Below are 24,822 nucleotides of genomic sequence, written 5' to 3'. Positions count from 1 at the left end.
AATTACACATGAAACGATTTCATTTCGCAGTAGTAATGTTCTTACTATTGTCTTCTGTTGTCTCATTCGCTCAAAAACCAGACGCGGCTAAAGTTACTGTTACCGGACGTGTTGTGGACAGCGAATCCAAACAACCCCTGGAATATGCGAATATCTATGCCCAAAATCTTAAAAATAAATCCGTTGTTTCCGGTGCGATGACCAACGACAAAGGGGAATTCAGTTTTGAAGTGCCTACCGGGAATTATTATATCAAGGTGGAGTTTCTATCTTTTAAAACCGTTGAAATCCCGCAAAAAGAACTTACAAAAGATACCAGCCTGGGAATGATCACCCTTGCTCTTGACGCTAAACAGCTTCAGGAAGTTACCGTGGTAGCCGAGAAAAGTACGGTAGAGATCAAACTGGACAAAAAAGTATACAACGTAGGAAAAGACATGACCGTTAAAGGCGGTAGCGTGAGCGATGTATTGGACAATGTTCCTTCGGTTACGGTGGATTCTGACGGTAATGTAAGCCTAAGAGGTAACGACAACGTTCGTATTCTGATCGACGGAAAACCTTCGGGACTTGCCGGAATCAATGTTGCGGATGCTTTGCGTACCCTTCCGGCCGATTCGGTTGATAAAGTGGAAGTAATCACCAATCCGTCGGCACGTTATGATGCCGAAGGTGGTGCCGGTATCGTAAACATCATTCTTAAAAAAGGAAAAGCACAGGGAATTAACGGAAGTGTTATGGCTGTTGCCGGAAATCCCGATAATTTTGGTGGTAATACCAATATCAACTTCAGAAGCAAAGCGTTTAACCTCTTTACCAACTTCGGCTACAACTATAGTAACAGTCCGGGGAATTCGTTTACCGATTCGGAAAACTTAGACCAAAATACCGGAGCGGTTTCGAGCTATATCGAAGAAAGACGTAAAAACAAAAGAGAGCGTAAAGGGTATAATGCCGGTTTCGGATTGGAATGGTATTTAACCAAATCCTTAACCTGGACGAACTCGATTGGAATCCGTAAAAACAATGGTGCCAATCCGGATAATGTATTCTTTAATAATTATGATGCCAATCACGATTTTTTATACACCCGTAACCGTTTTAACGATCAGTCAAACGATTCACAAAATTTAGAATACTCGACAAATTTCACACAGAAGTTTAAAAAAGATGGTCATAAATTAACCGTTGATTTTTCGGCTTCTACCAATCGTGATAATGACGATGCAACGATTAGCGATACCCGTTTTGATACCGGTGTGGCTACCATTGATAGAACTTTAAACAACCAAAAACAAACGCGAAGCCTGTTACAAACCGATTACGTTTTACCAATTGGAAAGAAAAGTCAGTTTGAAGCGGGTTACCGCGGTGATTTTACCGATTTGACAACCGATTACCGCGTGGATCATTTTAGTAATAATGCCTGGATGAACGATCCGAACTTTACCAATATTTTTGAATATAAAGAGCAAATCAACGCGCTTTATGCACAGTTTGGTTCCAAAATCAGCAAATTCAGCTATATGGTGGGAATGCGTTTTGAAGATTCCAACATCGGGATTGACTTTTTACGTACGGAACAATTCAACACCAAAAAATACCACAATTTCTTCCCAAGTGTATTCTTAAGCTATGAATTTGCACAGGATAACAGTATTAGTTTGAGTTATAGCAAACGTATCAACCGTCCGAGAGGGCGTTTCCTAAATCCGTTTAACGGACTATCGAGTAACATCAACGTATTCGAAGGAAACCCGGATTTGAATCCGTCATATACCAACTCCTTTGACCTGGGTTATTTAAAACGTTGGGATAAATTGACGTTGAATACGTCGGCTTATTTTAATAAAACCGATGATAGTTTCCAGTTTATTAAAAAAGCAACCGGAAATGTAATCGACGGTAACCCGGTATACGCCAATACGCCGGTAAACTTAGCCACCGAATACCGTTTTGGTTTTGAGTTTACCTTAAATTATACGCCATACAAATGGTGGAAATTAAACGGAAACTTCAATTTCTTCCGTAACGAGTTGGAAGGAAGTTATACTTATATTGATCAAAACAATACCGAAATCTTTACCGATTTAAGCAATACAGCCTACAGCTGGTTTACCCGTGTAAGTTCGAAAGTAAGCTTACCATATGGTATCGACTGGCAGACCAATGCGACCTATAATGCACCACAAAACACGTCTCAGGGAAGAAGCGAAGGAATCTTATCGGCAAACCTGGCGTTAAGCAAGGATATTCTAAAAGATAAAGCAACGATTGCCTTAAATGTAAACGACGTGTTTAACTCCAGAAAAAGAATTACCGATACCAGCATTCCACTCCTATTAAATTCCCACAGTGAAATGCAATGGAGAGAACGTCAGATCAATCTAACCTTTACCTACCGTTTTAACAAAAGCAAATCCGACAGAGATAAGCAACAAAAACGCGATGATAATGGTGGTGGCGACGAATATATGGGTGGATAACATCATGAAAATCAACAATAACAAAAGCCAAGTAAATTATTACTTGGCTTTTTTTGTATCCTAAAAATATGTAATATTTAGGGCTGCTTAGTCAAAATGTATTCACCGTATGGAACATTAAAACTATTTATATTAGTAAATTGGCCGTCTGGGCTATTTAAGGTTTCAAGACCGTTTCCAGTATAAACAAATTGTACTTTCAGTTTTTCTTGCCCATTTTGAATAAATTTTCGGATCACAAAATTATTACTTATTCCATTCCAAATATTTCTTCGGGAGGGCTCATTGAAAAACATAAGTAATCGTCTTTCGTCCTCTCCACATTCTGGACATAAAGGGTATGAATCCTTTTTCATCATAGCCACAGAAAACAAGTTATAGTCCATAATATCTGAATAAGAAGCACTTAAATTTGGCAATGTATTAACCTTTTCGACTCCGTTTTCTATGTATTGAAATTCTCCAACTAAATAGTCCTCGTAATAGTTTTTAAAACTTGACACATAGGTCATCGGCTTTTTAATGAAAATAATTTTGAGCGTCGTATTACCGTTAGAATAAATCCAAGTTCCAACGTATTGATTCAATAAACCATTAACATCCTTATAATACGCGTTTTCAACTTTACCAATAGTCGAGCCCCCAAATCTATCAATCACCGGGCTTTGGGCACACCCATACAAAGTGGCCATACTTGCTATTGAACTATATAATATTTTTTTCATTTTTTTCATTTTTAAAAGATACAATTTTTTTATTAAGGACACGGTGTGTTAACAATTTTTCCTTTGCTTTGAGATAATTCACCCCAATTAAAATTAGTACTTGCTAAATCAGTTGCGTTCAAATCGATACTTCCCTCGTATAACCCCACTCCTAAATCAAAATCCGCTAAGATGTTAAGAAATGTTTTTTTGAACGTATCCATCGACGTCCCGGTAGAGAGAGAGCGATAATCATCTTGAATACGGGTATTTATCTTTTTTCCATTTTGCCCCATTGCCGCAAAAAATTTCACGGGGTCTTTTATTTTAATTGCAAATATCCCGTCATAAGTTGTTAGAGTTAATACGTATTTTGTCCAGTCCTTAGGCTTCCCGTTATTATCGTGTTTAAGGCCTACTTGCATTAAATATTGTAAATCATCATAACTAAACATTGGGTAATAACCGTAGGAAATATGGGGGTGTGTATGAGACGCGCCAATATAATTACCTCCAATTGCTTTTTCCATGTTTAATTTATTTGGATTGTTATATGATGCCTCAATAACATTCGGCGGTTGAATAGAATTAGAAGTGCTATTTTGAGTTTGAAAACCAAATCCCCATTCGCCATCTTGAGTTTTGCGGCTGTCTAATGTTTTAAAAGAACTTTTTACGGCCGGTGAAGCGGTTAAGTTTTTTAAATGGTTACAAGGCGTAGGCGGAGTTTGAGTAGCCGGATCGGGATCTTCAACAGGGGCAGTAATAATAATTGGACATCTTTGGCAATTATTAGGTGGTGTGAGCCCTCCTTCAGTTGGCGGGGAACCATCGCCGCCGCCGCCAATAGGGACAATAACTCCGGGGTCGTCTCCGAAGTCGCCCCCACCAATATCTCCATTTACAGAGTAACAAGTTGTAACAGGAGCGTAAAATAAATGGTTTTGATCTTGACAGTCATTAGTAGCAACGTGTACGCCCGTGTTAGTTGAACTCCATGCCTGATCACACATAAGTATCTGAGCCGTGACACAAATTGTAGTCTTTCCTATTTCATCGGTATTATAAGTAATCGGCGTTATTTTTACTCGCCCGGTAAAATTAAAGGAATTATGGGCGGCTGGTGTTAACGGTTCACTTGGCGTATATTTTAAAATATAGGCGCTTGACTGACCTAAACTATCAACATTAACCACAAGATTTTCAAAATAATCTATGCTGTTAATTTCACGTGTAATCTTAAATGTATAAGATGTACTTCCGGCACTTTCTATAACTTTAGCCAAATTAGGCATAACAGTAAAGCCATATTCGGCCTCCATAACAGTTTTTGATTGTAAGCCCTTATTTTGGCCTTGACTTAACTTTGAAAATGCGTTAACAAAATTTCGCTCTTTTAACAGCGCATCGAAAGTACTACGCCTAATCTTTACTTTTTCCTGATAGCTGTTTTTTTGTATTGCATCTTGCTCAAGCTCACAGCCAAAAAGCGCGATCAGAATAAAAACAAAAATGGGAAAACGGTTTCGTAATTTTCTATTGTCCATATTTAATACATAATTTGATCTCGCAAATCTTACAATTTTATTTTTTTAAAAAATACGAATTCCCGGAAAACTTCATATTTAGTACTAAAAACACAAATTAATACGTACTTTAATTAAAGCGTTTTGTACGCGTTTATAGCGAGAGCAAAGGTATTAGAGGCTTTCAATATTTTTTACGGGAATCCGTAAAAAATATATTCAGATATGAATTACAAGCTAAATATGATGGTTACAAAAACCGATGGTTCAAAACTACTACACAATGGGGAGACCTATAAAATTGAATATACAGATCGTTTGTCTTTTTCCGGTAGTAAAAATTTGATTTTCACGTATAACGTTTGGAGAAGTAAATGACATATATCATAAAGTCACTTAAAATAACTGGTTTCAAAGAGAGAGATTAGTTTTTTTTTGAGTTTTCGTAAGCTTCAATAAATTTTTAGAAAACCTCCGGGAAGTCCGATGTTTCAATACGAACCGGGCAAAATATTCTGTTTTTTCATAATAAAGTCGATTTATTGTCAACTTTTTTCAGGACGGGACACAAACAAAAAAAGCTCCGTAATACGGAGCTTCTTTATGGAATAACACTATCTTTTTTAATTGATGATCAACTCTTTAACCAATGTTTGATCTGCAGCGGTTACCCGAGCCATATAAACTCCGGATGGCAATCCCAATTGTAATCGGGTTGTTCCGTCAAAATTGAACATCCGTACTTTCTGTCCGGCGATATTATAGATTTCAATTTGTCCGCGATCAACGCTACCGCTAATCATCAGATAATCGTGTGCCGGATTCGGATACAATACCATTTGTAGTTTTGTTATATCTTCGGTTGTTAAGGTAGCCGACCATGCTTCTCCCGCATGAACACCCCAGATATAATCCGCCAAATTCGGATGATCAATAAATGGATTACGGTTCATTTGCCAGGTATAAATATAATTGTTACGATTCATTTCAAAATCATCCGATGGATCGCTGTGATTCCACGTCAATAAAGACGCCAGATCGCCCAATTGTCCTACCGTCGTATCCGGTGGGTTACCGTTTACCAGATCCAATGCGTTATAACGGATCGCCATATAAAATAAAGCACGCGCTACATCGCCTTTCCAGGATCCCTGATTGCCTACCGGTCCATTATAATCGGTTCCTCCATAATCGCGGTTGTTACGCGAACTGTTTTCCGGTCCGTCTTCCGCTCGTAAATGATGGGCATCGGCATGGGCAGCATTAATATCATCTGCATTTGTGGGTAACCAAACATTGATTCCATCCGGTGTAGATGACGTTCCGTTACTAAATCCACCGCGGGATTGCGGATAAATATGTTCGCGGTTCCAGGTGCCCACATTACTGCTTCCGGTCTGAAAATCGAGTTTTGCACGTGGCGCTTCCACATACATCATCCAAACCTGATTGCTGTTTAGCGGATTCTGATCGGCTTTTTTCAGAATATCGACAATATCGCCATAATTATGCGCGCGTACTACAGCCGGATTAGCAATAATATTCTGAATTCCCTGTTTTAGTGCCACTCCGCTTAGTCCTTCCAGCGAACTGTAATATCCGGCCGGAGCCGTACTGGCTACCACACCATAGGTTGGATTTAAAGGCGTTCCCCAGGCCGAAGTCGTATAATCGTTGTCAATTACGCGAATCTCGATAAAGTCGTTCATCCGGACATAACCCGCCGGAAGTGTTCCGAATTTAATGCGTAAAATTTCGTCGCCTTCATCTTCGGTATCATCGACCAACTGGATCGTCGTGGTAAACGAATTGGAACCTGCCGGAATAAAAACCGTTGTATTTCCGGAAAAATCAGCATTGGTAAAACTACCGTTGTTCAGCGTAAAATTAAAAGTAAGATTGCTCGTCACATTCGTTTGCGTGGTAAAGGTGATGTTAAAACTATCCCCTTCAGTCAGATGTGTTGTCGGAGCGGTAATCGTGATACCGTTAAAAAGGATTCCACTACCATCGTTGTTACGGCCCGGTGTTGGCGCTTTAACTTCATAGGTTCCATCGTTTTTACGCTGAATGGATTGTGTGGTCCCCTGGGAATTCATGTTTTCATTAATCTGAGTCGAAACACCCAAAGCGTTCAGTAAAGCTGAAGCCTGCGTATTATTGTTTCCGTAAACCAGCGCATCGATAAGATTGGTTGTTGAGGCCGGCGTATTCATCGGAAAACTGGAAGCACTTGCCTGGTAAATCGCGATCGCATCCGGTCCGTTTTGTACGGTATTAATTGGAAACAGGTAATTCGGAACCGGCGATACCAACGAATTTCCCAACACAATAATTCCATTCGCATCGGTAACCAAACCATTCAGATCGATCACATAGTAGCTCAAATTCGATGTTCCGCTACTTCCTCCATTAAACATAACCAAGATATAGCCGTTTAACGGGAAATTAGGTGTAGCCGATTTTAATTCGATGAATTCTTTATCGTCTGTCGAAGGCGTATCCGAATCCAGCTCGTTGATAACCACCTGCGAAAACATAAGATTCGTCGCAAATAGCAGTAAAATTTGGAGGAGTTTTTTTGTCATTTTAAGTGAGTTTAAGGACAAATGTAGCCATAATGACGAAAAAATAGCCTTTTTGAACTGTTAATACGTATCTGGATATCAAAAAATTACCTTTATTAACATCATTTCTGTAGGTTTTGGCATGGTCAAGCATCAAAATACTGTTTGATTTTTTTTATTTCTGTTAAAAGAATTTTCGTAAATATTCTGAATTAAAATTGTAACATTGTGTATCGGGAATGTGAAACTATAAATCAGGTCAAACACAAGAAACGTTATCTATTGAAAGCCTATATCTATCTTTTTATTGCTTTACTTTCAGGAATATGCAGGATTCATGCGCAACACCACAGCGCCATGCAGATAACCGTTGATCCCGATACCAAAATACTAAAGATTCAACAGGAGATTACCTATCATAACACGACCAACGACACCCTAAAAGACTATATTTTAAACGATTGGAATAATGCTTATTCCGATAAAAGTTCACCTTTAGGGAAACGATTTTCGGACGAGTTTACCCGGATTTTTCATTTGGCCGGCGATAGCGATCGCGGCCATACCGATATTATTTCCATTATCGATCAAAATCAGAGAAGACTCGAATGGTCCCGCGTTCCCAATCAACCCGATTTGGTTGATGTGCATTTGCAAAATCCTTTGTATCCGAATCAGAAGTTTAAAATCAATATTGTGTATTCGGTAAAGATTCCGAACGATCGTTTTACGCGATACGGATTTGACAGTCAGGGTGGTTTTTATATCAAAAACTGGTTTTTAACACCGGCGCGTTACGAAAAAGGCTGTTTTGTAAAAGACAGTAACGAAAATCTGGACGATATTTCCAATGCGGTGTCCGATTTTGATATCCAAATCAAAATTCCGTCACAATTAACACTGACAACTGATTTAGATGTTTTGGCCACAAACGACGCGGATCCGTATAAAATATATACCTTAAGCGGTAAAAACCGTCAGGATATACTATTGGCAGTTGAAACCACCGCTACCTATAGCTTTTATAAAAACGATAAAACGGAAATCGCAACCAACATCAGCGAAAAAAAACTGGATGATTTCCAAAAAGCCGTGATCATCGACCGGGTGGTGAATTATGTTTCCGAGCATTTGGGTAGTCCGGCGCAAAATAAAATGATCATTAGTCAGACCGACTACGACCGTAATCCTTTTTACGGACTTAACCAGCTTCCGAAATTTTTAAGACCTTTTCCCGATTCGTTTGTATATGAACTGAAATTTCTCAAAACATATGTCAACAATTATCTAAAAAACACCTTGCAATTAAATCATCGCGAGGATAACTGGATTTACGACGGTATTCAGGTGTATACGATGATGAAATATATTGAGGACAATTACCCCAATGTAAAAATGACCGGGACGCTGGCGCGTTATAAAATCTTAAGAGGTTTTAGTCTTTTTAGTACCGGTTTTAATGAGCAATACAGCTATCTCTATCTGATGATGGCCCGAATGAACCTCGACCAGCCAATTGGAAATCCAAAAAATACTTTTGTTAAATTCAATGAACAGATTTCCGGAAAATACAAAGCCGGTCTGGCACTGAATTATCTGGATGCTTATTTGCAACAGGAAAGCGTGGATCAGGCGCTACACGATTTTGTAAGCCTAAATAAAACGCAGCAAACCACGCGTCAGGATATCGAAAACATCCTGAAATCGAAAACCGATAAAAATATTGACTGGTTTTTTAAATCGGTGATCAATTCCAGAGATCTGATCGATTACAAATTTGGAAGAATCAAAGAAAGTGACGATGGTAAAACCGTGCAGGTAACGGTTAAAAACAACGCCTATGCCACCGTTCCGATTTCGCTTTATGGTGTTAAAAAGGACCGCATTATATCGAAAGTATGGTTGCCCAATGTCGCAACCGATACCGTTGTGACCGTTTCCAAAGAGGGTATCGACCGATTGGCGCTGAACTACGGTAATGAGGTGCCCGAATTTAACCGTCGGAATAATTACAAAACCTTAAAAGGGTTTCCATCGCTAAACCGTCCGATCAAGTTTAACTTTTTTAAAGATCTGGAAGATCCGCAATACAACCAGTTATTCTATGTTCCGGATTTTAATTATAACCTATACGACGGTGTGATGTTAGGAATGCGTATCCATAACGAAACCCTACTGGACAAACCGTTCCAATTTGATATTACCCCAGATTATTCCAGTAATACCAAAGAGTTGGTCGGTAGTGCCACACTCTCCTATTTTCACAATATACGCGACGAACGTTTGTACAATATTCGCTATTCCATTACAGGATCGACTCTCCATTATGCTCCAAATGCTTCTTATACCAAGATTACACCATCGGTACAATTCCGATTCCGGGAACCGGATTACCGTGAAAATAAAAGGGAAACGATCTTATTCCGTCATGTTTTTGTAGAAAAAGAAGATTCACCATTATTAAAAAATAAAAAGGAAGAAAATTATTCTGTTTTCAATGCACGCTATTCTGTTGGAGAAGCAGAAACAGCCAAATTATACAGCTTTCTAACCGATTTACAGATTGCTAATAATTTCAGTAAAATATCCGCAGAATACCAATATCGTAAATTATTTGACGACCGTCGTCAGTTAACCGTTCGTTTCTTTGGTGGTACTTTTATGTATAACGAAACCGGAACCGATTTCTTTAGTTTCGGATTGGATCGCCCATCGGATTATCTTTTCGGTTACAACCTTATCGGACGTTCGGAATCCACCGGACTTTTCAGTCAGCAATTTGTGATGGCCGACGGAGGTTTTAAATCCAAACTAAAAAACCGTTACGCCAATCAATGGATGACAACATCCAATGTTAGTGTTAGTATCTGGAACTGGATCGAAGCCTATGGTGATGCCGGGATTATTAAAAATAAGTTTTCCGATCCGCAGTTTGTATACGACAGTGGTATCCGCTTAAATCTGGTTCAGGATTATTTCGAATTGTATTTCCCGGTATACTCCAACAATGGCTGGGAAATAAAAGATCCAAACTATGGTCAGCGTATTCGATTTGTCGTAACCCTAAGCGCAAGAACATTAGTATCCCTTTTTACGCGTAAGTGGTTCTAAATAAAACTTAAAAAAAGTCCCTTTTTTATTTTATTTTATTAAAAATACCTTGATAAAAAATGGTTTTCAATAAAATATATGCAACAAAAACATCTCAGATCCTCTTTTTTTTATCAAATATTAAATTGTAATTTTAACAATTCTTTGTTTTGTATTGGGTAAATAATTAAATTTGTCCCAATCTCATTTATTTTATTATTTGACTATGAATCAAACGGCCGCTAAAGAAGCGCTTTCTTTTGAAGATTTCAAAACAGAAGTGCTTAACGATTATAAAATTGCAACTATCAGTAGAGAATGCAGCTTGTTGGGAAGACGTGAAGTACTAACCGGTAAAGCGAAATTCGGGATTTTTGGAGATGGTAAAGAAGTGCCGCAGCTTGCCATGGCAAAAGCATTTAAAAATGGTGATTTCCGTTCGGGATATTACCGTGATCAAACCTTTATGATGGCAATTGGCGAAATGACTATCCAACAGTTTTTTGCCGGTTTGTATGGACATCCGGATTTGGCTCATGATCCGATGAGTGCCGGACGTCAGATGGGTGGACACTTTGCCACACATAGTCTGGATGAAAACGGAAACTGGAAAAACCTTACCGCTCAGAAAAATTCAAGTGCCGATATCTCTCCTACTGCCGGGCAAATGCCGCGTCTTTTAGGTTTAGCACAGGCCTCAAAAATATACCGCAATGTTAGCGGACTGGAAAACAATACCAATTTCTCCGTAAACGGAAATGAAGTTGCCTGGGGAACTATTGGCAACGCTTCTACTTCCGAAGGTTTGTTTTTCGAAACCATCAACGCTGCCGGAGTATTACAGGTTCCGATGGTGATGAGTGTATGGGACGATGAATACGGAATTTCGGTTCATGCCCGTTACCAGACAACTAAAGAAAGTATTTCCGAAATATTAAAAGGATTCCAGCGTGAAGCCGACACTAACGGTTATGAAATCATTACCGTTAAAGGATGGGATTACCCGACTTTGGTTGAAACCTATGCCAAAGCAGCTGCCATCGCAAGGGAACAGCATATTCCGGTACTCATCCACGTACAGGAACTAACACAACCTCAGGGTCACTCTACTTCCGGATCACACGAGCGTTACAAAAGTAAAGAGCGTTTGGAATGGGAAGCCGAATTCGATTGTATGGCGCAAATGCGTAAATGGCTAATCGAAAACAACATCGCTACAGCCGAAGAAATCGAAGCCATGGATACCGAGGCTAAAAAACAGGTTTTGGAAGGTAAAAAAGCCGCCTGGAGTGCCTACGTAAACCCGATTAAAGAAGAACAACAGGAATTGGTAGCGCTTTTAAACACCATTGCCGCTTCCAGTCCGAATAAAGTTTTTATTGAAAAATACAGCAACGATCTGGCCGCTATAAAAGAGCCAATTCGCAAAGATATTCTGGTTACAGCCCGTAAAATTGTTCGTCTTATCGTTAATGAAAGCGGAAAAGCACAATTGGCTAACTGGATTACCAATTATACCGAAAAAGTACAACCGCGTTATAGTTCGCATTTGTTTTCACAATCGGATAAAAACATTTATAAAGTAGCCGAAGTGGCTCCGATATATACCGAATCCTCAGAAGATGTGGACGCACGTTTGATTATCCGTGATAACTTCGATGCTATTTTTACCAAATACCCGGAAGCTTTGATTTTCGGAGAAGATTCCGGAAATATCGGTGACGTAAATCAGGGATTGGAAGGTATGCAGGAAAAATACGGCGAATTCCGTGTGGCCGATGCCGGTATCCGTGAAGCGACCATTTTAGGTCAGGGAATCGGAATGGCAATGCGTGGTCTGCGACCAATTGCCGAAATCCAATACCTGGATTATTTATTATATGCAATTCAGATCATGAGCGACGATTTGGCTACGTTACAATACCGTACAGCAGGTCGTCAGAAAGCACCATTGATCATTAGAACACGTGGCCACCGTCTGGAAGGAATCTGGCATTCCGGTTCGCCAATGGGAATGATTCTGAACGCCATTCGTGGTATCCATGTTTTGGTTCCGCGTAGTATGACAAAAGCGGCCGGTTTTTATAATACGTTATTGGAAACCGACGAACCGGCTTTGGTGATCGAATGTTTGAACGGATATCGTTTAAAAGAAAAAATGCCAACCAATTTAGGCGATTTCAAAACGCCAATCGGTGTGGTGGAAACCTTAAAAGAAGGTAGTGATATTACTTTGGTTTCCTATGGTTCTACCCTTCGTTTGGTAGAACAGGCGGCTAAAGAATTACAGGAAGTTGGTATTGATGCCGAAATCATCGATGTACAATCATTGTTACCTTTCGATATCAACCACGACATTGTAAAAAGCTTAGCCAAAACCAATCGCTTACTGGTAATCGATGAAGACGTTCCGGGAGGTGCTTCGGCTTATATCTTACAACAGATCATCGACACTCAAAAAGGATACCTGCACTTAGACAGTCAGCCGCAAACATTGGCTGCCAAAGCGCACCGTCCGGCTTATGGAACCGACGGTGATTATTTCTCCAAACCATCTGCAGAAGATATCTTCGAAAAGGTTTATGAAATTATGAATGAAGTAAATCCTTCAAAATATCCAAGTCTTTATTAATAAAAGACCTTTAAAAAACCGGAATTCGTTCCGGTTTTTTTTGCTACTTACTTAGCATTAATCGCATTACTATCGAAGTATCGGATATTGATTTTATTTAAAACACCGTTTAAATAACCCACCTTAAAACCTGCTTATGCCGGATAACTATTATATCCTAACCGGTGGTCCCGGTTCCGGAAAAACCACCTTACTCGAAGCACTCGCTCAAAGCGGTTATCCGTGTATTCCCGAAGTAGCCCGGGAAATTATCAGCGAACAAATCCGGGATAATAGTAGTGCACTACCCTGGCAGGATTATGTTTTATATACTGAGATCATGCTCGAACGTTCAGTTTTAAGTTATACGGAAACCACAAAAAAGCACACTACAAACCAGCCTGTTTTCTTTGATCGCGGTATTCCCGATACGTTATGTTATGCCGAATTAACAAAGCAACCGATTACCGAAAAAATGACATCGCATGCCCAGGAGTATCGTTACAATCATAACGTTTTTATCCTACCGCCCTGGGAAGCGATTTATCATACCGATGCCGAACGCAAGCAAAGTTGGAAAGAAGCCGTTGCTACCTACGAGCAAATGGTACAAACCTATCATCAACACGGTTATACCATTATTGAAGTGCCACATGACACTGTCGAAAACCGGGTGGCTTTTATACTTCGCCATACCATTTCAACTCTGGAAAACATGTAATCGAAACCTAAATCCGTGTATTTTCCACATCAAAACAGTAGCCATTTTTAGATTTTATTTTTTTCTTTTCAGATTGTAACAAAAAACAAATAAAAATCAAAAAGTGTTGTTTTTCAGAATACTATAAAAAAATCGTACATTTATAACACGAAAAATTATACGAATACCGTTACTAAAATATAATTGAAACTGGTTATCATGCTGGAAAAACAATGCTACATTAATAAAGAACTTTTTTTACAACGACCGAAACCTTTGGATATTCCGACTTTTATTTCGCTTTTTTCCGGATTAACCGAAAAAGCCGATTCAAAGCCGTTCCACGATGATTTCGCAGTCCTGGAGATTGATCCTTCCGTAAAACCAGTTGGCGTGGCCCGCTTTGGATTTACAAGCGTACTACTTTGCCTTTCCGGCAGTCTGGATAGCATTGTGGGTCAGCATCAATTTACCATAAAAGCACACGATATCGCTATTATTCCGGCCGAACATATTAATGCTTTATCCGGGTTTTCAACCGATTTTAAAGCCAAACTAATCGTATTTCGATCTGATTTCCTAAGAAAAGGATTCCTGAATACGGCTATTTTGGATGAATTACTCTATATCAATCCGGATTATCCTCCTATTTTTGAACTGGATACGGATAATTTTGAGGCCAATCTGTATAAGTTCGATAAGATACTGGAAGAACACAATAAGACCAATCCTTTTTTTCTGGATATGATCCGGTTATATCTGGTTCAGATTCTGTTCGATTACAATCGCGTTTGCGAAATCTGTCTGCTCAATTCCACCACCAATATGAACCGGCAGTTTCAGATTGTTCATAAATTCCGAAAACTGATTGACCGCCATTTTGCCACGCTTAAAACCGTAAAAGAGTATGCCGATTTATTACATATCACTCCAAAATACCTAAGCGAATGTACCAAACAACAACTGGGCTATTCTGCCATTGATTTGATCCACCAACGCATTCTGTTGGAATCGGAATTTTTATTACGCTATTCCGAACTCACCATTAAAGAGATTTCGATTTTCCTGAATTTTGATACGATTTCTCATTTTGGACGTTTCTTTAAAGCCCAAAAAAACCAGACACCATCCGAATACCGTCAAATTCGGTAAAATTGGTTCTTATAACCGCAATACCGCTCTTGATGTCCCTGTAGTTTTAGCGGAAATTTGCCTAAAAAATTATATGAAACATTTTTTAGCAACAGCTGTTTTGACCGGGTTATTCGTTGTAACCGCCTGTCAGAACCAAACAAAAACAACAGTTCCCATGAATGAAAACACAAACGGTTTCAGTGCCGTTCAGTTCCGAATCGCACGTCCTACCAACAATTTAAAAGCGGTTGTAACTTTTTACAAAGAGGCTTTAGGCTTAAAAGAATTGGGATCTTTTTCCGGACACGACGGATATGATGGCGTTATGCTTGGTCTTCCCGGCGAACAGTATCACCTGGAATTTACGCAACACAACAGTCAGACTGCTTTACCGGAACCAACCCGCGAAAATTTATTGGTTTTTTATTTCGACTCACCCGAAAAATACCATCAGGCTGTGCAACGAATGACCGATTCCGGAATCACTCCCGTAGCACCGGAAAATCCCTATTGGAACGGAAAAAGTGAAACCTATGAAGATCCCGATAAATGGCGGGTAGTTCTTTTTAACGGAATATATAAACCCTGATCAAAAAAAGTATCCTTCCAATACCGGAGCTAAAATCCCGTATTGGAAGGATTCCTCATTTTTGCTTTACCTCATTCGTTTTATCTTCATCCAACATACTTACAATGATTTACATATGTTTTAGCAATTAAACGCTTCTTTTATTCCTACAATTCTGCTAAATTTGAGATAACAATCAAAAATAATCGATTATGGACAAACCTATTCAAAAAATAACACCTTTTCTCTGGTTTAACAATCAGGCGGAAGAAGCCCTGAATTTCTACATTTCCATTTTCAACAATGCCCGCGTACTCAAAACCAGCTATTATAGCGAAGGTGGTCCGGCTCCTGCCGGTACGCTAATGACAGCCAGTTTTCAATTGGAAGGACAGGAGTTTGTTGCACTAAATGGCGGTCCGCAATTTACCTTTACACCAGCCATTTCATTTGTCGTAAATTGTCACAATCAGGATGAAATTGATCTTCTATGGGATAAACTTTCCGAAGGTGGTCAGCAGCAAAAATGCGGTTGGTTACAGGACCGATACGGTGTATCCTGGCAAATCGTACCCGCTAGTATGGGCGAACTTATGGGTTCTAACGATCCTGAAAAATCCCACCGCGTGATGATGGCTTTATTACAAATGGACAAACTCGATATCAGTATTCTGCAACAAGCCTATAATGGCGTTTAAAAAGACCATCTATGCATCCACAAACGTATAGCGCCAAAGCCGCAATGCTTATCCGAAGACCGGTTGCTGAAGTATTTGAAGCCTTTGTCAATCCGGATATCACCACAAAATTCTGGTTTACCAAAAGTAGCGGACCACTCGAAGTCGGAAAATCCGTACAATGGGATTGGGAAATGTACAAGCATTCTGTTACAATAGCCGTAAAAACCATCGAACCGAACAAACGTATCGTAATCGAATGGCCTACTACGGTAGAATTTACTTTTACCGCACGGGAAGACAATACTACTTTTGTAAGCATTACCGATTCCGGTTACGATGGAACTGTTGATGAAATTATTGCCGATGTCCGCAACTCTACCGAAGGTTTTACACTCGTTTTGGCCTCTTTAAAGGCACTTTTGGAACATCATATCAACTTAGCATTGGTTGCTGACCGTTTTCCTGATTTTGAATAATAAACCCTTTTGTGAATATTCTTAAAAGACTGTTTATCGAAATAAATTAAGCTACCCTATGAAAATTCTGCAATTTAAAATCGAAATCAAGGCATCCCCTGCGACCGTATGGAATGCTTTATGGGAAATAAGCAATTATAATCAATGGGCTCGGGTTTTTAGTGAAGGCTCCACCGCTGTTTCCGACTGGAAAGAAGGAAGTAGTATTCTTTTCATAGATGATCATCAAAACGGAATGTACAGTATAATCAATCAAATGGTACCGAACGAGCTGATGTCTTTCAAGCATATCGGGATTCTTAAAAACGGCAAAGAAGAACCCTTGGACGAAGAAAGTAAAAAATGGACCGGAGCTATGGAAAACTATATTTTAATCGACTTAAAAGATGCAACACAACTGGAAGTAAGTATGGACATTCCGGAAGATTTTGAAGACTATTTTAATCTGAAATTTCCACAGGCGTTGGAAATTGTAAAAAAGATTGCAGAAAACAACTTATAAACTCATATCCTGATAATTATGGCATTATTCATAAAGCGGCAGGATTTCCTGAAATTGTTTTTTCCCCTTTAACGTCAGATACGGATAAATGGAATGCATAAATAAAAGCGTATGGTTTCCCATCGGGCGGTAGCCAATTGTATTTTCGGTGATTTCTTCGGCTGAAAGATAAAAATCCAAAATGATCTGGATACGCTTGTACAACATTTCGTATTCGTCCGGTAATTCTGCCTCTCGAAACAAACCGGAATCGATAAATTGTTCAATCATTCGCAAAAACTGTAGCTTACGTGAAATGATCAGTTGCTTATAATGCGCCGAAATAACATCGTTATTACGCATCAGGTGCACGATGTCCAAATAAACAAAACGATACGTATAGATGGTTACAAAAAAGCTATCCACAAAAGTAATCAGATTCTGTAAACTCACCTCCTTCTCGCCCATCTGTCTAAATTCTTCACTAATCCAGTTAACCAGGTCAAAATATAAGGCCTCCTCTATATTTTCTTTCTTTTTAAAATGATAGGTTAGATTCCCAGGACTTATTCCCAAATGATCCGATATTTTTCGCTGGCTTACATTCGGCAATCCATAAGTATTGAAAAGCTGTAAAGCGGCTTCCAATATTTTCTTTTTTGTTTTATTCATCGTACAAAAATATAAAAATTAGTACAAACGTACTAATTTTAACTTTGTTTAGTACATTTGATCTAAAACTTTTACTCCCATGAAAGTAATTGAAGTTGCCTATACGCCTGGCGAAAAAGTCATGAGTAATCTAACCCGAATTGATTTTTCCGATACTTTTGCTACCACTAATCATGTAAATTCAATTACAGAAATAACCCAACTGATCTTTGGTCGTTCTCCAAAATGGATCCGCGCCTTGTTTGCTGTCCGGAATTTCATGGTGCGTTTTATTGGCCTTAAAAACAACAAACCAGCAGATTATAAAGTCGGTTTTGAAATAGGCCACTACATTGGATTTTTCCGGATTTTTTCAATAACCGAAAATGAAATGCTACTGGGTGCCGATGATACTCATCTAAATTTCAGAGCCGTGATCGCAAACTCACAAACGCCTTTATACAATATAAAAGTCACAACGCTCGTATCGTACAACAACCGTAAGGGACGTATCTATATGCAGTTTATAAAACCCTTTCATCGTATGGTTGTTAAAAACATGGTACGGCAGGCCTATAAAAAACCAATGCTTAAACCAATCCAAAAAGAAAAAAATCTTTGAAATTGGCTAAATAATCGGTACTTTTAAGGGAATCCAAAAACTAAATACATTCCCCATGGCAAAGTATTTTATTTCCTTTCTCATTTTACTGTCATTTACCAATAGCTGGGCTTTAAAACCGGATAAAAACTATATCGCAAAACCGGAAGATCTTTCGTTACGCTATACAACCAGTACGATTACCACTTCCGATGGATATGCATTACATTCCTGGACAATTCAACCCGATCCGGCGAACGATAAAAGGACCACTTTGATTCTGGCCTATGGCGATTCCGGAAACATGTCCTATTGGCTCAATCAGGCGTGGGTCGCATCGAATAATGGTTATACCGTAGTACTTTTTGATTATCGCGGTTTCGGGCAAAGTCAGGATTTTACGATCAATAATGATTACCTGTATTATAATGAATTTGCAACCGATCTGGAAGCTGTAATCCAATGGACTAAAACCAAAAATAAAAATAACAAAACCGGTATCTGGGCATTTTCAATGGGAACCATTATGACCAACATGGCCCTACAGAAACAATCTGTCGATTTTGTAATTGCCGAAGGTTTGGTTTTCGATCCAGCTGCCATTGCCGCCAAAATCAAACAGGCTAAAGACAAAACGATACTCCTGCCGGATACCAATTTCAACATTCAAAAATTATCGTCTACGATCCGCTGCCCTTATTTGCTTTTTGCCGGAAAACAAGACAAAATGACTACAGTGGTAGACAGTACGTTGTTTTCGGAAATGGCTACCAACAGAGAATTAATCCTATTTGACGGAAATCATCTGGAAGGTTTTGCCAAATTATCACAGGGTGATTTTGGCACGACCTATATGCAAAAAATAAACAGTTTTATACAACGTTAACGCCACAATCTTACAAACCATGCAGAATAGTAAAGGTCTTACCACTCGGGAAATACTCGAATCCCGAAAAAAATACGGTAAAAACGAAGTCGACTACAAAAAAGAAAATGGATTCCGAAAAGCTGTAAAAGAGTTATTGAAAGAACCGATGGTCGTACTCCTTCTGATTGCTGCATTATTGTATTTTATCAGTGGTAATACCGACGATGCGATTTTCCTTGCCTCTGCCATTGTCCTGGTGGCGGCAATCTCTTTATATCAGGATTCCCGAAGCCGCAATGCCCTTGAAAAATTAAAAGCCTATACCGAACCGGAATGTACCGTGATTCGCAACGGCATTACCGAAAAAATAAAAAGTACTGAACTCGTTGTAGGCGATCATCTCGTTGTGGAAGAAGGAACTTCTATTGCTGCCGATGCCCGGATTATACAGGCTAACGACTTTTCGGTTAACGAATCGATTCTCACCGGCGAATCTCTTTCCGTGACCAAAGATCCGGCAAATCCGGAACCCTACCTTTATCAGGGAACCACCGTTGTAAGCGGACTTGCGATTGCAATTGTTACGGCTATCGGTAATCAAACCCGGTTGGGGCAAATCGGGAAAAGCCTTGAAAGCATCAAAGAGGAAAAAACACCGCTCGAACAACAAATCGGGAATTTTGTCAAAAAAATGGTGCTTTTGGGCGCTGTCATCTTCCTGATCGTATGGAGTCTTAATTACTATCATTCCGGAAACCTACTCGACAGTTTACTCAAAGCGCTCACACTCGCCATGAGTATACTCCCGGAAGAAATTCCGGTAGCTTTTACCACATTTATGGCTCTCGGCGCCTGGCGTTTAATGCGGTTGGGAATATTGGTCAAACAAATGAAAACGGTAGAAACCCTTGGCAGTGCTACCGTGATCTGTACCGATAAAACCGGAACGCTTACCGAAAACAAAATGAGCCTGGCTAAAATCTATTCGTTTGAAACCGATACGATTTCGGATTATTCCGGTAATCCCAATAAAGAAGTAAGTGAAATTATCCGCATGGCGATGTGGTCCAGTGAGCCAATTCCTTTTGATCCGATGGAAATCGCGCTTCATAACGCCTATCGCGAAACCCATAGTCATGACGAACGGCCAGACTATAAAATGGCTCACGAATACCCTTTAGGCGGTAAGCCACCCATGATGACACATATTTTCGAAAATACCGCCAAAAACCGTATTATTGCTGCCAAAGGTGCACCCGAAGCTTTTTTAGACTGTATCCCTTTTGACGAAACGCAAAAAAAGAAAATCACCAATGCGATTCAACAACTCGCTTCCAACGGTTACCGTATTCTAGGCGTAGCCGAAGCCACTTTTGACGGAAATCAATACCTAAAACAACAACAGGATTTCCCTTTTGTATTGAAAGGTATTGTTGCGTTTTACGATCCTCCGAAAAAAAATATTGGCGAAGTATTACAACAATTTTATAAAGCCGGTATTACGGTAAAAATTGTAACAGGCGACAATGCCGAAACTACAACAGCCATAGCGCGACAAATTCAATTTTCGGGTAGCGAAAACAGTTTAAACGGAGACGAATTGGTACGTATGGACGAACAGGAATTACAACAAAGAGTCCAAAACACTCAGGTGTTTACCCGTATGTATCCCGAAGCCAAACTCAAAATCATCAACGCTTTAAAAGCTCAGGGAGAAATCGTCGCCATGACCGGCGACGGTGTGAACGACGGACCGGCGCTAAAAGCTGCTCATATCGGTATTGCCATGGGAAAAAAAGGAACCGAAATTGCCAAACAGGCGGCTTCATTGATTTTACTCGAAGACGATTTATCAAAAATGGTTACCGCCATTGCGATGGGAAGGCGAATCTATACCAATCTGAAAAAAGCAATCCAGTATATCATTTCAATTCATATCCCGATTATCCTAACGGTATTTTTACCGCTTGCATTGGGTTGGATATATCCAAACATCTTTTCGCCGGTTCACGTTATTTTTCTCGAATTGATCATGGGACCTACCTGTTCGATCATTTATGAAAACGAACCAATGGAAGCCAACAGTATGAATGAAAAACCACGACCATTTTCAGCTACCTTTTTTAACTGGAAAGAACTTTTTACCAGCATTGTTCAAGGATTGGGTATCACCGCCGGAATTATCGGTGTATATCAATTTGCAGTTCAAAACGATTATAGCGAAAACGCTACGCGAACCCTGGTTTTTACGACATTGATCATTGCAAATATTTTTCTAACGTTGGTGAATCGTTCGTTTTACTATTCCGTAATACGAACATTGCGCTATAAAAACAACATGATCACATGGATCATTTTATTGACACTATTGATGCTCGCTCTGATGTTGTTTGTTCCGCCATTGACTTCCTTTTTTGAGTTCGAACAACTGTCGTTACCATCATTAATGCTTAGCAGTGCCATTGGTTTTCTATCGGTTATTTGGTTTGAACTGGTTAAAGGATGGAAACGTAGTAACGATTACAATCATAACGAACCTAAAAAATAGTTCTATTTTAAAAAACGTTTTTTTAATCTAGTGACGTTTATATTTTATGTAATTTCGACCTCTATTTGGAAGCTTACTATGACGAACGAACAAACCGCAATTAAAACAACTTATTTCAGTATTATCGGGAATACCGCTCTGGCGCTGATTAAAGGATTAACCGGTTATTTTGGGAATTCCTACGCCCTAATTGCCGATGCAATCGAATCGACTACCGATATTTTCGCTTCGTTTCTGGTGTTGTTCGGGATTAAATATTCCAATAGACCGGCCGACAAAAATCACCCTTACGGACACGGACGCGCCGAACCATTGATCACTTTCCTTGTTGTAGGCTTTCTGATCACTTCGGCTACGATTATTGCCTACGAAAGCATTATCAATATCAGTACACCACACGACCTGCCAAAACCGTATACACTGATTGTTTTGGGTGCCATCATTATCTGGAAAGAGATTTCATTTCGGATGGTTTATAAAAAAGGAATCGAAACCAACAGTTCGTCATTAAAAGCCGATGCCTGGCACCACCGAAGCGATGCAATTACCTCACTTGCAGCATTTATAGGGATTTCCATAGCCTTGTTTTTTGGAAAAGGATACGAATCGGCCGACGATTGGGCGGCTTTATTTGCGTCTTTTTTTATCCTTTATAACAGCTATCTGATTTTCCGTCCCGCTTTGGGTGAAATCATGGATGAACATTTTTACGACGATCTGATCGAAGAAATACGTACCATTTCAGTTCAGGTGGATGGTGTTATCGATACCGAAAAATGCTTTATCCGGAAATCCGGTATGAAATACCATGTGGATTTGCACGCTATTGTAAACGCGCAGCTTACCGTTAAAGAAGGTCATGAAATCGCACACCGACTTAAGGATACACTAAAAGAACAAATTCCGGAACTGGGTCATATTCTGATTCATATCGAACCCAACGAATAATTTTTTTACGGCAACTGACATACTGTTGTCACTCGCCACTACTACTTTCGTGCTGTTAGTAATTTAATCACATAACACCATGATAAAAGTACCCCACCTGAAGGCTTCCGTAATGGAGTTTACCCGTTTCCGAATAACCGAAAACACGACAGGAGAAGCACTCTTAAAAGCCATTTCCGATTTCGAAAATGATTTTCTGGCACATCAGAAAGGCATTGTTTTTCATTGTCTGGCTAAAAATGATAAAGGAGAATATGCGAATATTCTTCTGGCCGAACACACTGCCGTACTTACCGCTATTGAAAAAGATATCGTTTCGAATCGCGGTGCGCTTTCTTTTTTAAAGCTGATCGATAAAACAACAGTCGACATCCATTATCTGGACATCGAAAAAGAGCCCTTCTTTATGCCGGAACATTTTTCCTGTATTGAATTTGGAACATTTGCCTTAAAAAAAGGGAATCTTCAGCAGTTACTATCGGTTTCCGAGGCTATTGAAAAAAAGTACCTGTCGCGTTTCCAAAATACCCAATTGCATTTTATCGGATCGCTTTCGGAAGACATGTATGCCGAAGTGACGTTTGGAACAACTTTGGAAGCCACACAACAAATCTGTTCCGGTTATCTTTCCGATTCAAATTGCATGCCTTTAATGGAAATGATCGACGAAACCCGAATGGCACTTGATTTTTGGTCGGTTGCATCCTAAAATCACCTTTAAAATGAATACATTTGGACAATCTGTTTCTCCTTTATCTTTAAAACAAAAATATGAATACCGAAAAAATAGAATCTTTTAGCGTGATCGGAATTACCGTACGCACCACTAACGAAAATCAACAGGCGATGACCGATATCGGAGCGTTATGGCAACAATTTATATCGGAAAAACTATTGGAAAAGATTCCAAATAAAACCGACACTACCATTTATTGCATTTATACCGATTACGAAAAAGACCATACCCAACCGTATACTACCATTTTGGGTTGCCGCGTATCCGATACGTCGCTTGTTCCGGAAGGAATGGTAGCTAAAACGTTTGCATCCGGAACCTATGATAAAGTAATTGTAAAAGGAAATATTTTTCAAGGCGCACTTGCCGAAGCCTGGATTGATATCTGGAACTCCGACAGAAACAGAGCCTATACTACCGATTTCGAAGTGTATTCCGAAAAAGCAAGCAATCCGGAAAATGCCGAAGTGGATATTTTTATTGCTATAGCGTAACAGCACTCAAAAAAATATATGACCGATACCTACTATCGGTCTTATATTTTTGAGCACAAAGCATTGGTATTTCCGCTTTGCATCGGAAACAGATTTTTCAGAACGATAACTACCAACCCAATTACATTCGCAGTAGTAGTTGCTAGTAGTCCTAAAAGGACATGATCCGAAAGCTTATAATAATATAAATTATTGTATTGTACAATATGTAACACACTATACAACCAATACGCTAAAATTCCGGTATAAACAGCCGAAAATACAACCCGTAAAATGGTATTAATGCGGTATCGCTCGGTTCTGGATTTGTATTTTCTTATTTTTTCTTTCTCTAAATTTAAAGACAGGCGTTGCTCCTGTAATTCGCCAATAATAAAATCAAATGGATTAATTATCGTCTCATTTAGTAACATATGTACCTCATTTTCACTAAAACGACTCATCTATAATGCCATTTTTTCTTTGTAATACCTATAGATGTCATCATCATTTAACGGGATATTACATCCTCTACAATAGACATCTCGCCATGGAGTACCTTCCTGATGTGTTAAAGCACTCAAATAGACTCCATCAAATCTACCATAAACAGACCAAACCTTATCCAAAAATTCCTTATCCCGATCAATTATGATTTCGCTACCGGTGGTTGAAATAGTGGTCGTTATATTCCATTTTTTGTAATCTTTTTTGATATTACTATATAACGACGGAAAAACGGGTCCCATATCCCAGGCTATCGGATGTTCGTCGGTGAGTCGTGTAGTGCCATCGGTAAGGGCCAGATACCATCCGTAGGCGATATAGGTTAGTTTAAGGAGTTTCATCGGGGTAAACGCTCCCGATTTTCCATGTTTTTCAATAAAATAATTGGCGATTGTTGTTGGGCTGTATGGCATATAATGTCATTTTTTATATTTCCCTAAATTTACGATCTCTTCCCCGGTAAAAAA

At 39.3% G+C, this 24,822-nt stretch carries 22 protein-coding genes; 16 read left to right on the top strand and 6 right to left on the bottom strand.

Annotated elements, in window-relative coordinates; all coding sequences use genetic code 11:
- Positions 1-8: 8 nt before the first annotated feature.
- Positions 9-2,486, top strand: coding sequence for an outer membrane beta-barrel family protein (locus E6C50_RS08820; protein ID WP_136402830.1), 2,478 nt, complete (start codon positions 9-11; stop codon positions 2,484-2,486).
- 77 nt (positions 2,487-2,563) lie between these two features.
- On the opposite strand, the gene E6C50_RS08815 is transcribed toward E6C50_RS08820, so the two are convergent.
- Together E6C50_RS08815 and E6C50_RS08810 are read right to left on the bottom strand one after the other, a co-directional pair.
- Positions 2,564-3,211, bottom strand: a complete 648-nt coding sequence (locus tag E6C50_RS08815; protein WP_136402829.1) for a DUF6705 family protein — start codon at positions 3,209-3,211, stop codon at positions 2,564-2,566.
- Positions 3,212-3,243: 32 nt separating this feature from the next.
- Positions 3,244-4,737 (bottom strand): hypothetical protein, encoded by a 1,494-nt coding sequence (locus tag E6C50_RS08810; RefSeq protein ID WP_136402828.1) that lies wholly within the window; start codon positions 4,735-4,737, stop codon positions 3,244-3,246.
- Between the two features lie 204 nt (positions 4,738-4,941).
- On the opposite strand from E6C50_RS08810, the gene E6C50_RS17625 reads away from it, so the two are divergent.
- Entirely contained in the window at positions 4,942-5,094 is a 153-nt protein-coding gene (locus E6C50_RS17625; protein WP_168732775.1) for a hypothetical protein, read from the top strand.
- A gap of 245 nt (positions 5,095-5,339) precedes the next feature.
- Here the strand turns inward: E6C50_RS17625 and E6C50_RS08805 are convergent, their stop codons facing one another.
- On the bottom strand, positions 5,340-7,304 hold the full coding sequence (locus E6C50_RS08805) for an endonuclease (protein ID WP_136402827.1): 1,965 nt from the start codon (positions 7,302-7,304) through the stop codon (positions 5,340-5,342).
- A 261-nt stretch (positions 7,305-7,565) separates the two neighbouring features.
- Between E6C50_RS08805 and E6C50_RS08800 the strand changes: the two genes are divergently transcribed.
- The 8 genes from E6C50_RS08800 to E6C50_RS08765 all read left to right on the top strand — a co-directional run bounded on the left by E6C50_RS08800 (position 7,566) and on the right by E6C50_RS08765 (position 17,044).
- On the top strand, positions 7,566-10,394 hold the full coding sequence (locus tag E6C50_RS08800; protein ID WP_317128618.1) for a gluzincin family metallopeptidase: 2,829 nt from the start codon (positions 7,566-7,568) through the stop codon (positions 10,392-10,394).
- A 205-nt stretch (positions 10,395-10,599) separates the two neighbouring features.
- The gene (locus E6C50_RS08795) at positions 10,600-13,005 is read left to right on the top strand and encodes an alpha-ketoacid dehydrogenase subunit alpha/beta (RefSeq protein WP_136402826.1); all 2,406 of its coding nucleotides are present in this window, start codon (positions 10,600-10,602) and stop codon (positions 13,003-13,005) included.
- A gap of 136 nt (positions 13,006-13,141) precedes the next feature.
- Entirely contained in the window at positions 13,142-13,705 is a 564-nt protein-coding gene (locus tag E6C50_RS08790) for an AAA family ATPase (protein ID WP_136402825.1), read from the top strand.
- Positions 13,706-13,888: 183 nt separating this feature from the next.
- Positions 13,889-14,836, top strand: coding sequence for an AraC family transcriptional regulator (locus E6C50_RS08785; RefSeq protein ID WP_211089527.1), 948 nt, complete (start codon positions 13,889-13,891; stop codon positions 14,834-14,836).
- A gap of 73 nt (positions 14,837-14,909) precedes the next feature.
- Positions 14,910-15,407 (top strand): VOC family protein, encoded by a 498-nt coding sequence (locus E6C50_RS08780; protein ID WP_211089526.1) that lies wholly within the window; start codon positions 14,910-14,912, stop codon positions 15,405-15,407.
- Between the two features lie 191 nt (positions 15,408-15,598).
- Positions 15,599-16,084 carry a VOC family protein gene (locus E6C50_RS08775; protein WP_211089525.1) on the top strand — a complete coding sequence of 162 codons (486 nt, stop codon included), beginning with the start codon at positions 15,599-15,601 and terminating at the stop codon, positions 16,082-16,084.
- Positions 16,085-16,095: 11 nt separating this feature from the next.
- Complete coding sequence (locus tag E6C50_RS08770) at positions 16,096-16,542, top strand: SRPBCC family protein (RefSeq protein ID WP_136402823.1); 447 nt, start codon at positions 16,096-16,098, stop codon at positions 16,540-16,542.
- 58 nt (positions 16,543-16,600) lie between these two features.
- Positions 16,601-17,044 carry an SRPBCC domain-containing protein gene (locus E6C50_RS08765; protein ID WP_136402822.1) on the top strand — a complete coding sequence of 148 codons (444 nt, stop codon included), beginning with the start codon at positions 16,601-16,603 and terminating at the stop codon, positions 17,042-17,044.
- 24 nt (positions 17,045-17,068) lie between these two features.
- On the opposite strand, the gene E6C50_RS08760 is transcribed toward E6C50_RS08765, so the two are convergent.
- The gene (locus E6C50_RS08760; RefSeq protein WP_136402821.1) at positions 17,069-17,695 is read right to left on the bottom strand and encodes a TetR/AcrR family transcriptional regulator; all 627 of its coding nucleotides are present in this window, start codon (positions 17,693-17,695) and stop codon (positions 17,069-17,071) included.
- A 79-nt stretch (positions 17,696-17,774) separates the two neighbouring features.
- Between E6C50_RS08760 and E6C50_RS08755 the strand changes: the two genes are divergently transcribed.
- The 6 genes from E6C50_RS08755 (at position 17,775) to E6C50_RS08730 (ending at position 23,869) form a co-directional block, all read left to right on the top strand.
- Entirely contained in the window at positions 17,775-18,296 is a 522-nt protein-coding gene (locus E6C50_RS08755) for a DUF2867 domain-containing protein (protein ID WP_136402820.1), read from the top strand.
- A gap of 55 nt (positions 18,297-18,351) precedes the next feature.
- Entirely contained in the window at positions 18,352-19,161 is an 810-nt protein-coding gene (locus E6C50_RS08750) for an alpha/beta hydrolase family protein (RefSeq protein ID WP_136402819.1), read from the top strand.
- A gap of 19 nt (positions 19,162-19,180) precedes the next feature.
- Positions 19,181-21,691 (top strand): cation-translocating P-type ATPase, encoded by a 2,511-nt coding sequence (locus E6C50_RS08745; RefSeq protein ID WP_136402818.1) that lies wholly within the window; start codon positions 19,181-19,183, stop codon positions 21,689-21,691.
- A gap of 78 nt (positions 21,692-21,769) precedes the next feature.
- On the top strand, positions 21,770-22,639 hold the full coding sequence (locus E6C50_RS08740; RefSeq protein ID WP_136402817.1) for a cation diffusion facilitator family transporter: 870 nt from the start codon (positions 21,770-21,772) through the stop codon (positions 22,637-22,639).
- A 79-nt stretch (positions 22,640-22,718) separates the two neighbouring features.
- On the top strand, positions 22,719-23,348 hold the full coding sequence (locus tag E6C50_RS08735) for a hypothetical protein (RefSeq protein WP_136402816.1): 630 nt from the start codon (positions 22,719-22,721) through the stop codon (positions 23,346-23,348).
- Positions 23,349-23,410: 62 nt separating this feature from the next.
- Positions 23,411-23,869 carry a GyrI-like domain-containing protein gene (locus E6C50_RS08730; RefSeq protein ID WP_136402815.1) on the top strand — a complete coding sequence of 153 codons (459 nt, stop codon included), beginning with the start codon at positions 23,411-23,413 and terminating at the stop codon, positions 23,867-23,869.
- Between the two features lie 41 nt (positions 23,870-23,910).
- Here the strand turns inward: E6C50_RS08730 and E6C50_RS08725 are convergent, their stop codons facing one another.
- Both E6C50_RS08725 and E6C50_RS08720 read right to left on the bottom strand, forming a co-directional pair.
- A complete protein-coding gene (locus tag E6C50_RS08725; RefSeq protein WP_136402814.1) occupies positions 23,911-24,312 on the bottom strand; it encodes a hypothetical protein in 402 nt (133 codons plus the stop codon).
- On the bottom strand, positions 24,313-24,768 hold the full coding sequence (locus tag E6C50_RS08720; protein ID WP_136402813.1) for a Panacea domain-containing protein: 456 nt from the start codon (positions 24,766-24,768) through the stop codon (positions 24,313-24,315).
- Between the last annotated feature and the right edge of the window lie 54 nt (positions 24,769-24,822).

The organism is Flavobacterium supellecticarium, from assembly GCF_004801375.1.
Classification (GTDB): Bacteria; Bacteroidota; Bacteroidia; order Flavobacteriales; family Flavobacteriaceae; genus Flavobacterium; species Flavobacterium supellecticarium.
This window is presented reverse-complemented; position numbering and strand designations above follow the sequence as displayed.

Bases quoted from the DNA above. Each gene is read 5' to 3' on its own strand.
- E6C50_RS08740 (WP_136402817.1), top strand. From the start codon at position 21,770: ATGACGAACGAACAAACCGCAATTAAAACAACTTATTTCAGTATTATC.
- E6C50_RS08730 (WP_136402815.1), top strand. From the start codon at position 23,411: ATGAATACCGAAAAAATAGAATCTTTTAGCGTGATCGGAATTACCGTA.
- E6C50_RS08795 (WP_136402826.1), top strand. From the start codon at position 10,600: ATGAATCAAACGGCCGCTAAAGAAGCGCTTTCTTTTGAAGATTTCAAA.
- E6C50_RS08775 (WP_211089525.1), top strand. From the start codon at position 15,599: ATGGACAAACCTATTCAAAAAATAACACCTTTTCTCTGGTTTAACAAT.
- E6C50_RS08820 (WP_136402830.1), top strand. From the start codon at position 9: ATGAAACGATTTCATTTCGCAGTAGTAATGTTCTTACTATTGTCTTCT.
- E6C50_RS08765 (WP_136402822.1), top strand. From the start codon at position 16,601: ATGAAAATTCTGCAATTTAAAATCGAAATCAAGGCATCCCCTGCGACC.
- E6C50_RS08760 (WP_136402821.1), bottom strand. From the start codon at position 17,695: ATGAATAAAACAAAAAAGAAAATATTGGAAGCCGCTTTACAGCTTTTC.
- E6C50_RS08780 (WP_211089526.1), top strand. From the start codon at position 14,910: ATGAAACATTTTTTAGCAACAGCTGTTTTGACCGGGTTATTCGTTGTA.
- E6C50_RS17625 (WP_168732775.1), top strand. From the start codon at position 4,942: ATGAATTACAAGCTAAATATGATGGTTACAAAAACCGATGGTTCAAAA.
- E6C50_RS08720 (WP_136402813.1), bottom strand. From the start codon at position 24,768: ATGCCATACAGCCCAACAACAATCGCCAATTATTTTATTGAAAAACAT.
- E6C50_RS08725 (WP_136402814.1), bottom strand. From the start codon at position 24,312: ATGAGTCGTTTTAGTGAAAATGAGGTACATATGTTACTAAATGAGACG.
- E6C50_RS08755 (WP_136402820.1), top strand. From the start codon at position 17,775: ATGAAAGTAATTGAAGTTGCCTATACGCCTGGCGAAAAAGTCATGAGT.
- E6C50_RS08810 (WP_136402828.1), bottom strand. From the start codon at position 4,737: ATGGACAATAGAAAATTACGAAACCGTTTTCCCATTTTTGTTTTTATT.
- E6C50_RS08770 (WP_136402823.1), top strand. From the start codon at position 16,096: ATGCATCCACAAACGTATAGCGCCAAAGCCGCAATGCTTATCCGAAGA.
- E6C50_RS08790 (WP_136402825.1), top strand. From the start codon at position 13,142: ATGCCGGATAACTATTATATCCTAACCGGTGGTCCCGGTTCCGGAAAA.
- E6C50_RS08815 (WP_136402829.1), bottom strand. From the start codon at position 3,211: ATGAAAAAAATATTATATAGTTCAATAGCAAGTATGGCCACTTTGTAT.
- E6C50_RS08745 (WP_136402818.1), top strand. From the start codon at position 19,181: ATGCAGAATAGTAAAGGTCTTACCACTCGGGAAATACTCGAATCCCGA.
- E6C50_RS08750 (WP_136402819.1), top strand. From the start codon at position 18,352: ATGGCAAAGTATTTTATTTCCTTTCTCATTTTACTGTCATTTACCAAT.
- E6C50_RS08805 (WP_136402827.1), bottom strand. From the start codon at position 7,304: ATGACAAAAAAACTCCTCCAAATTTTACTGCTATTTGCGACGAATCTT.
- E6C50_RS08735 (WP_136402816.1), top strand. From the start codon at position 22,719: ATGATAAAAGTACCCCACCTGAAGGCTTCCGTAATGGAGTTTACCCGT.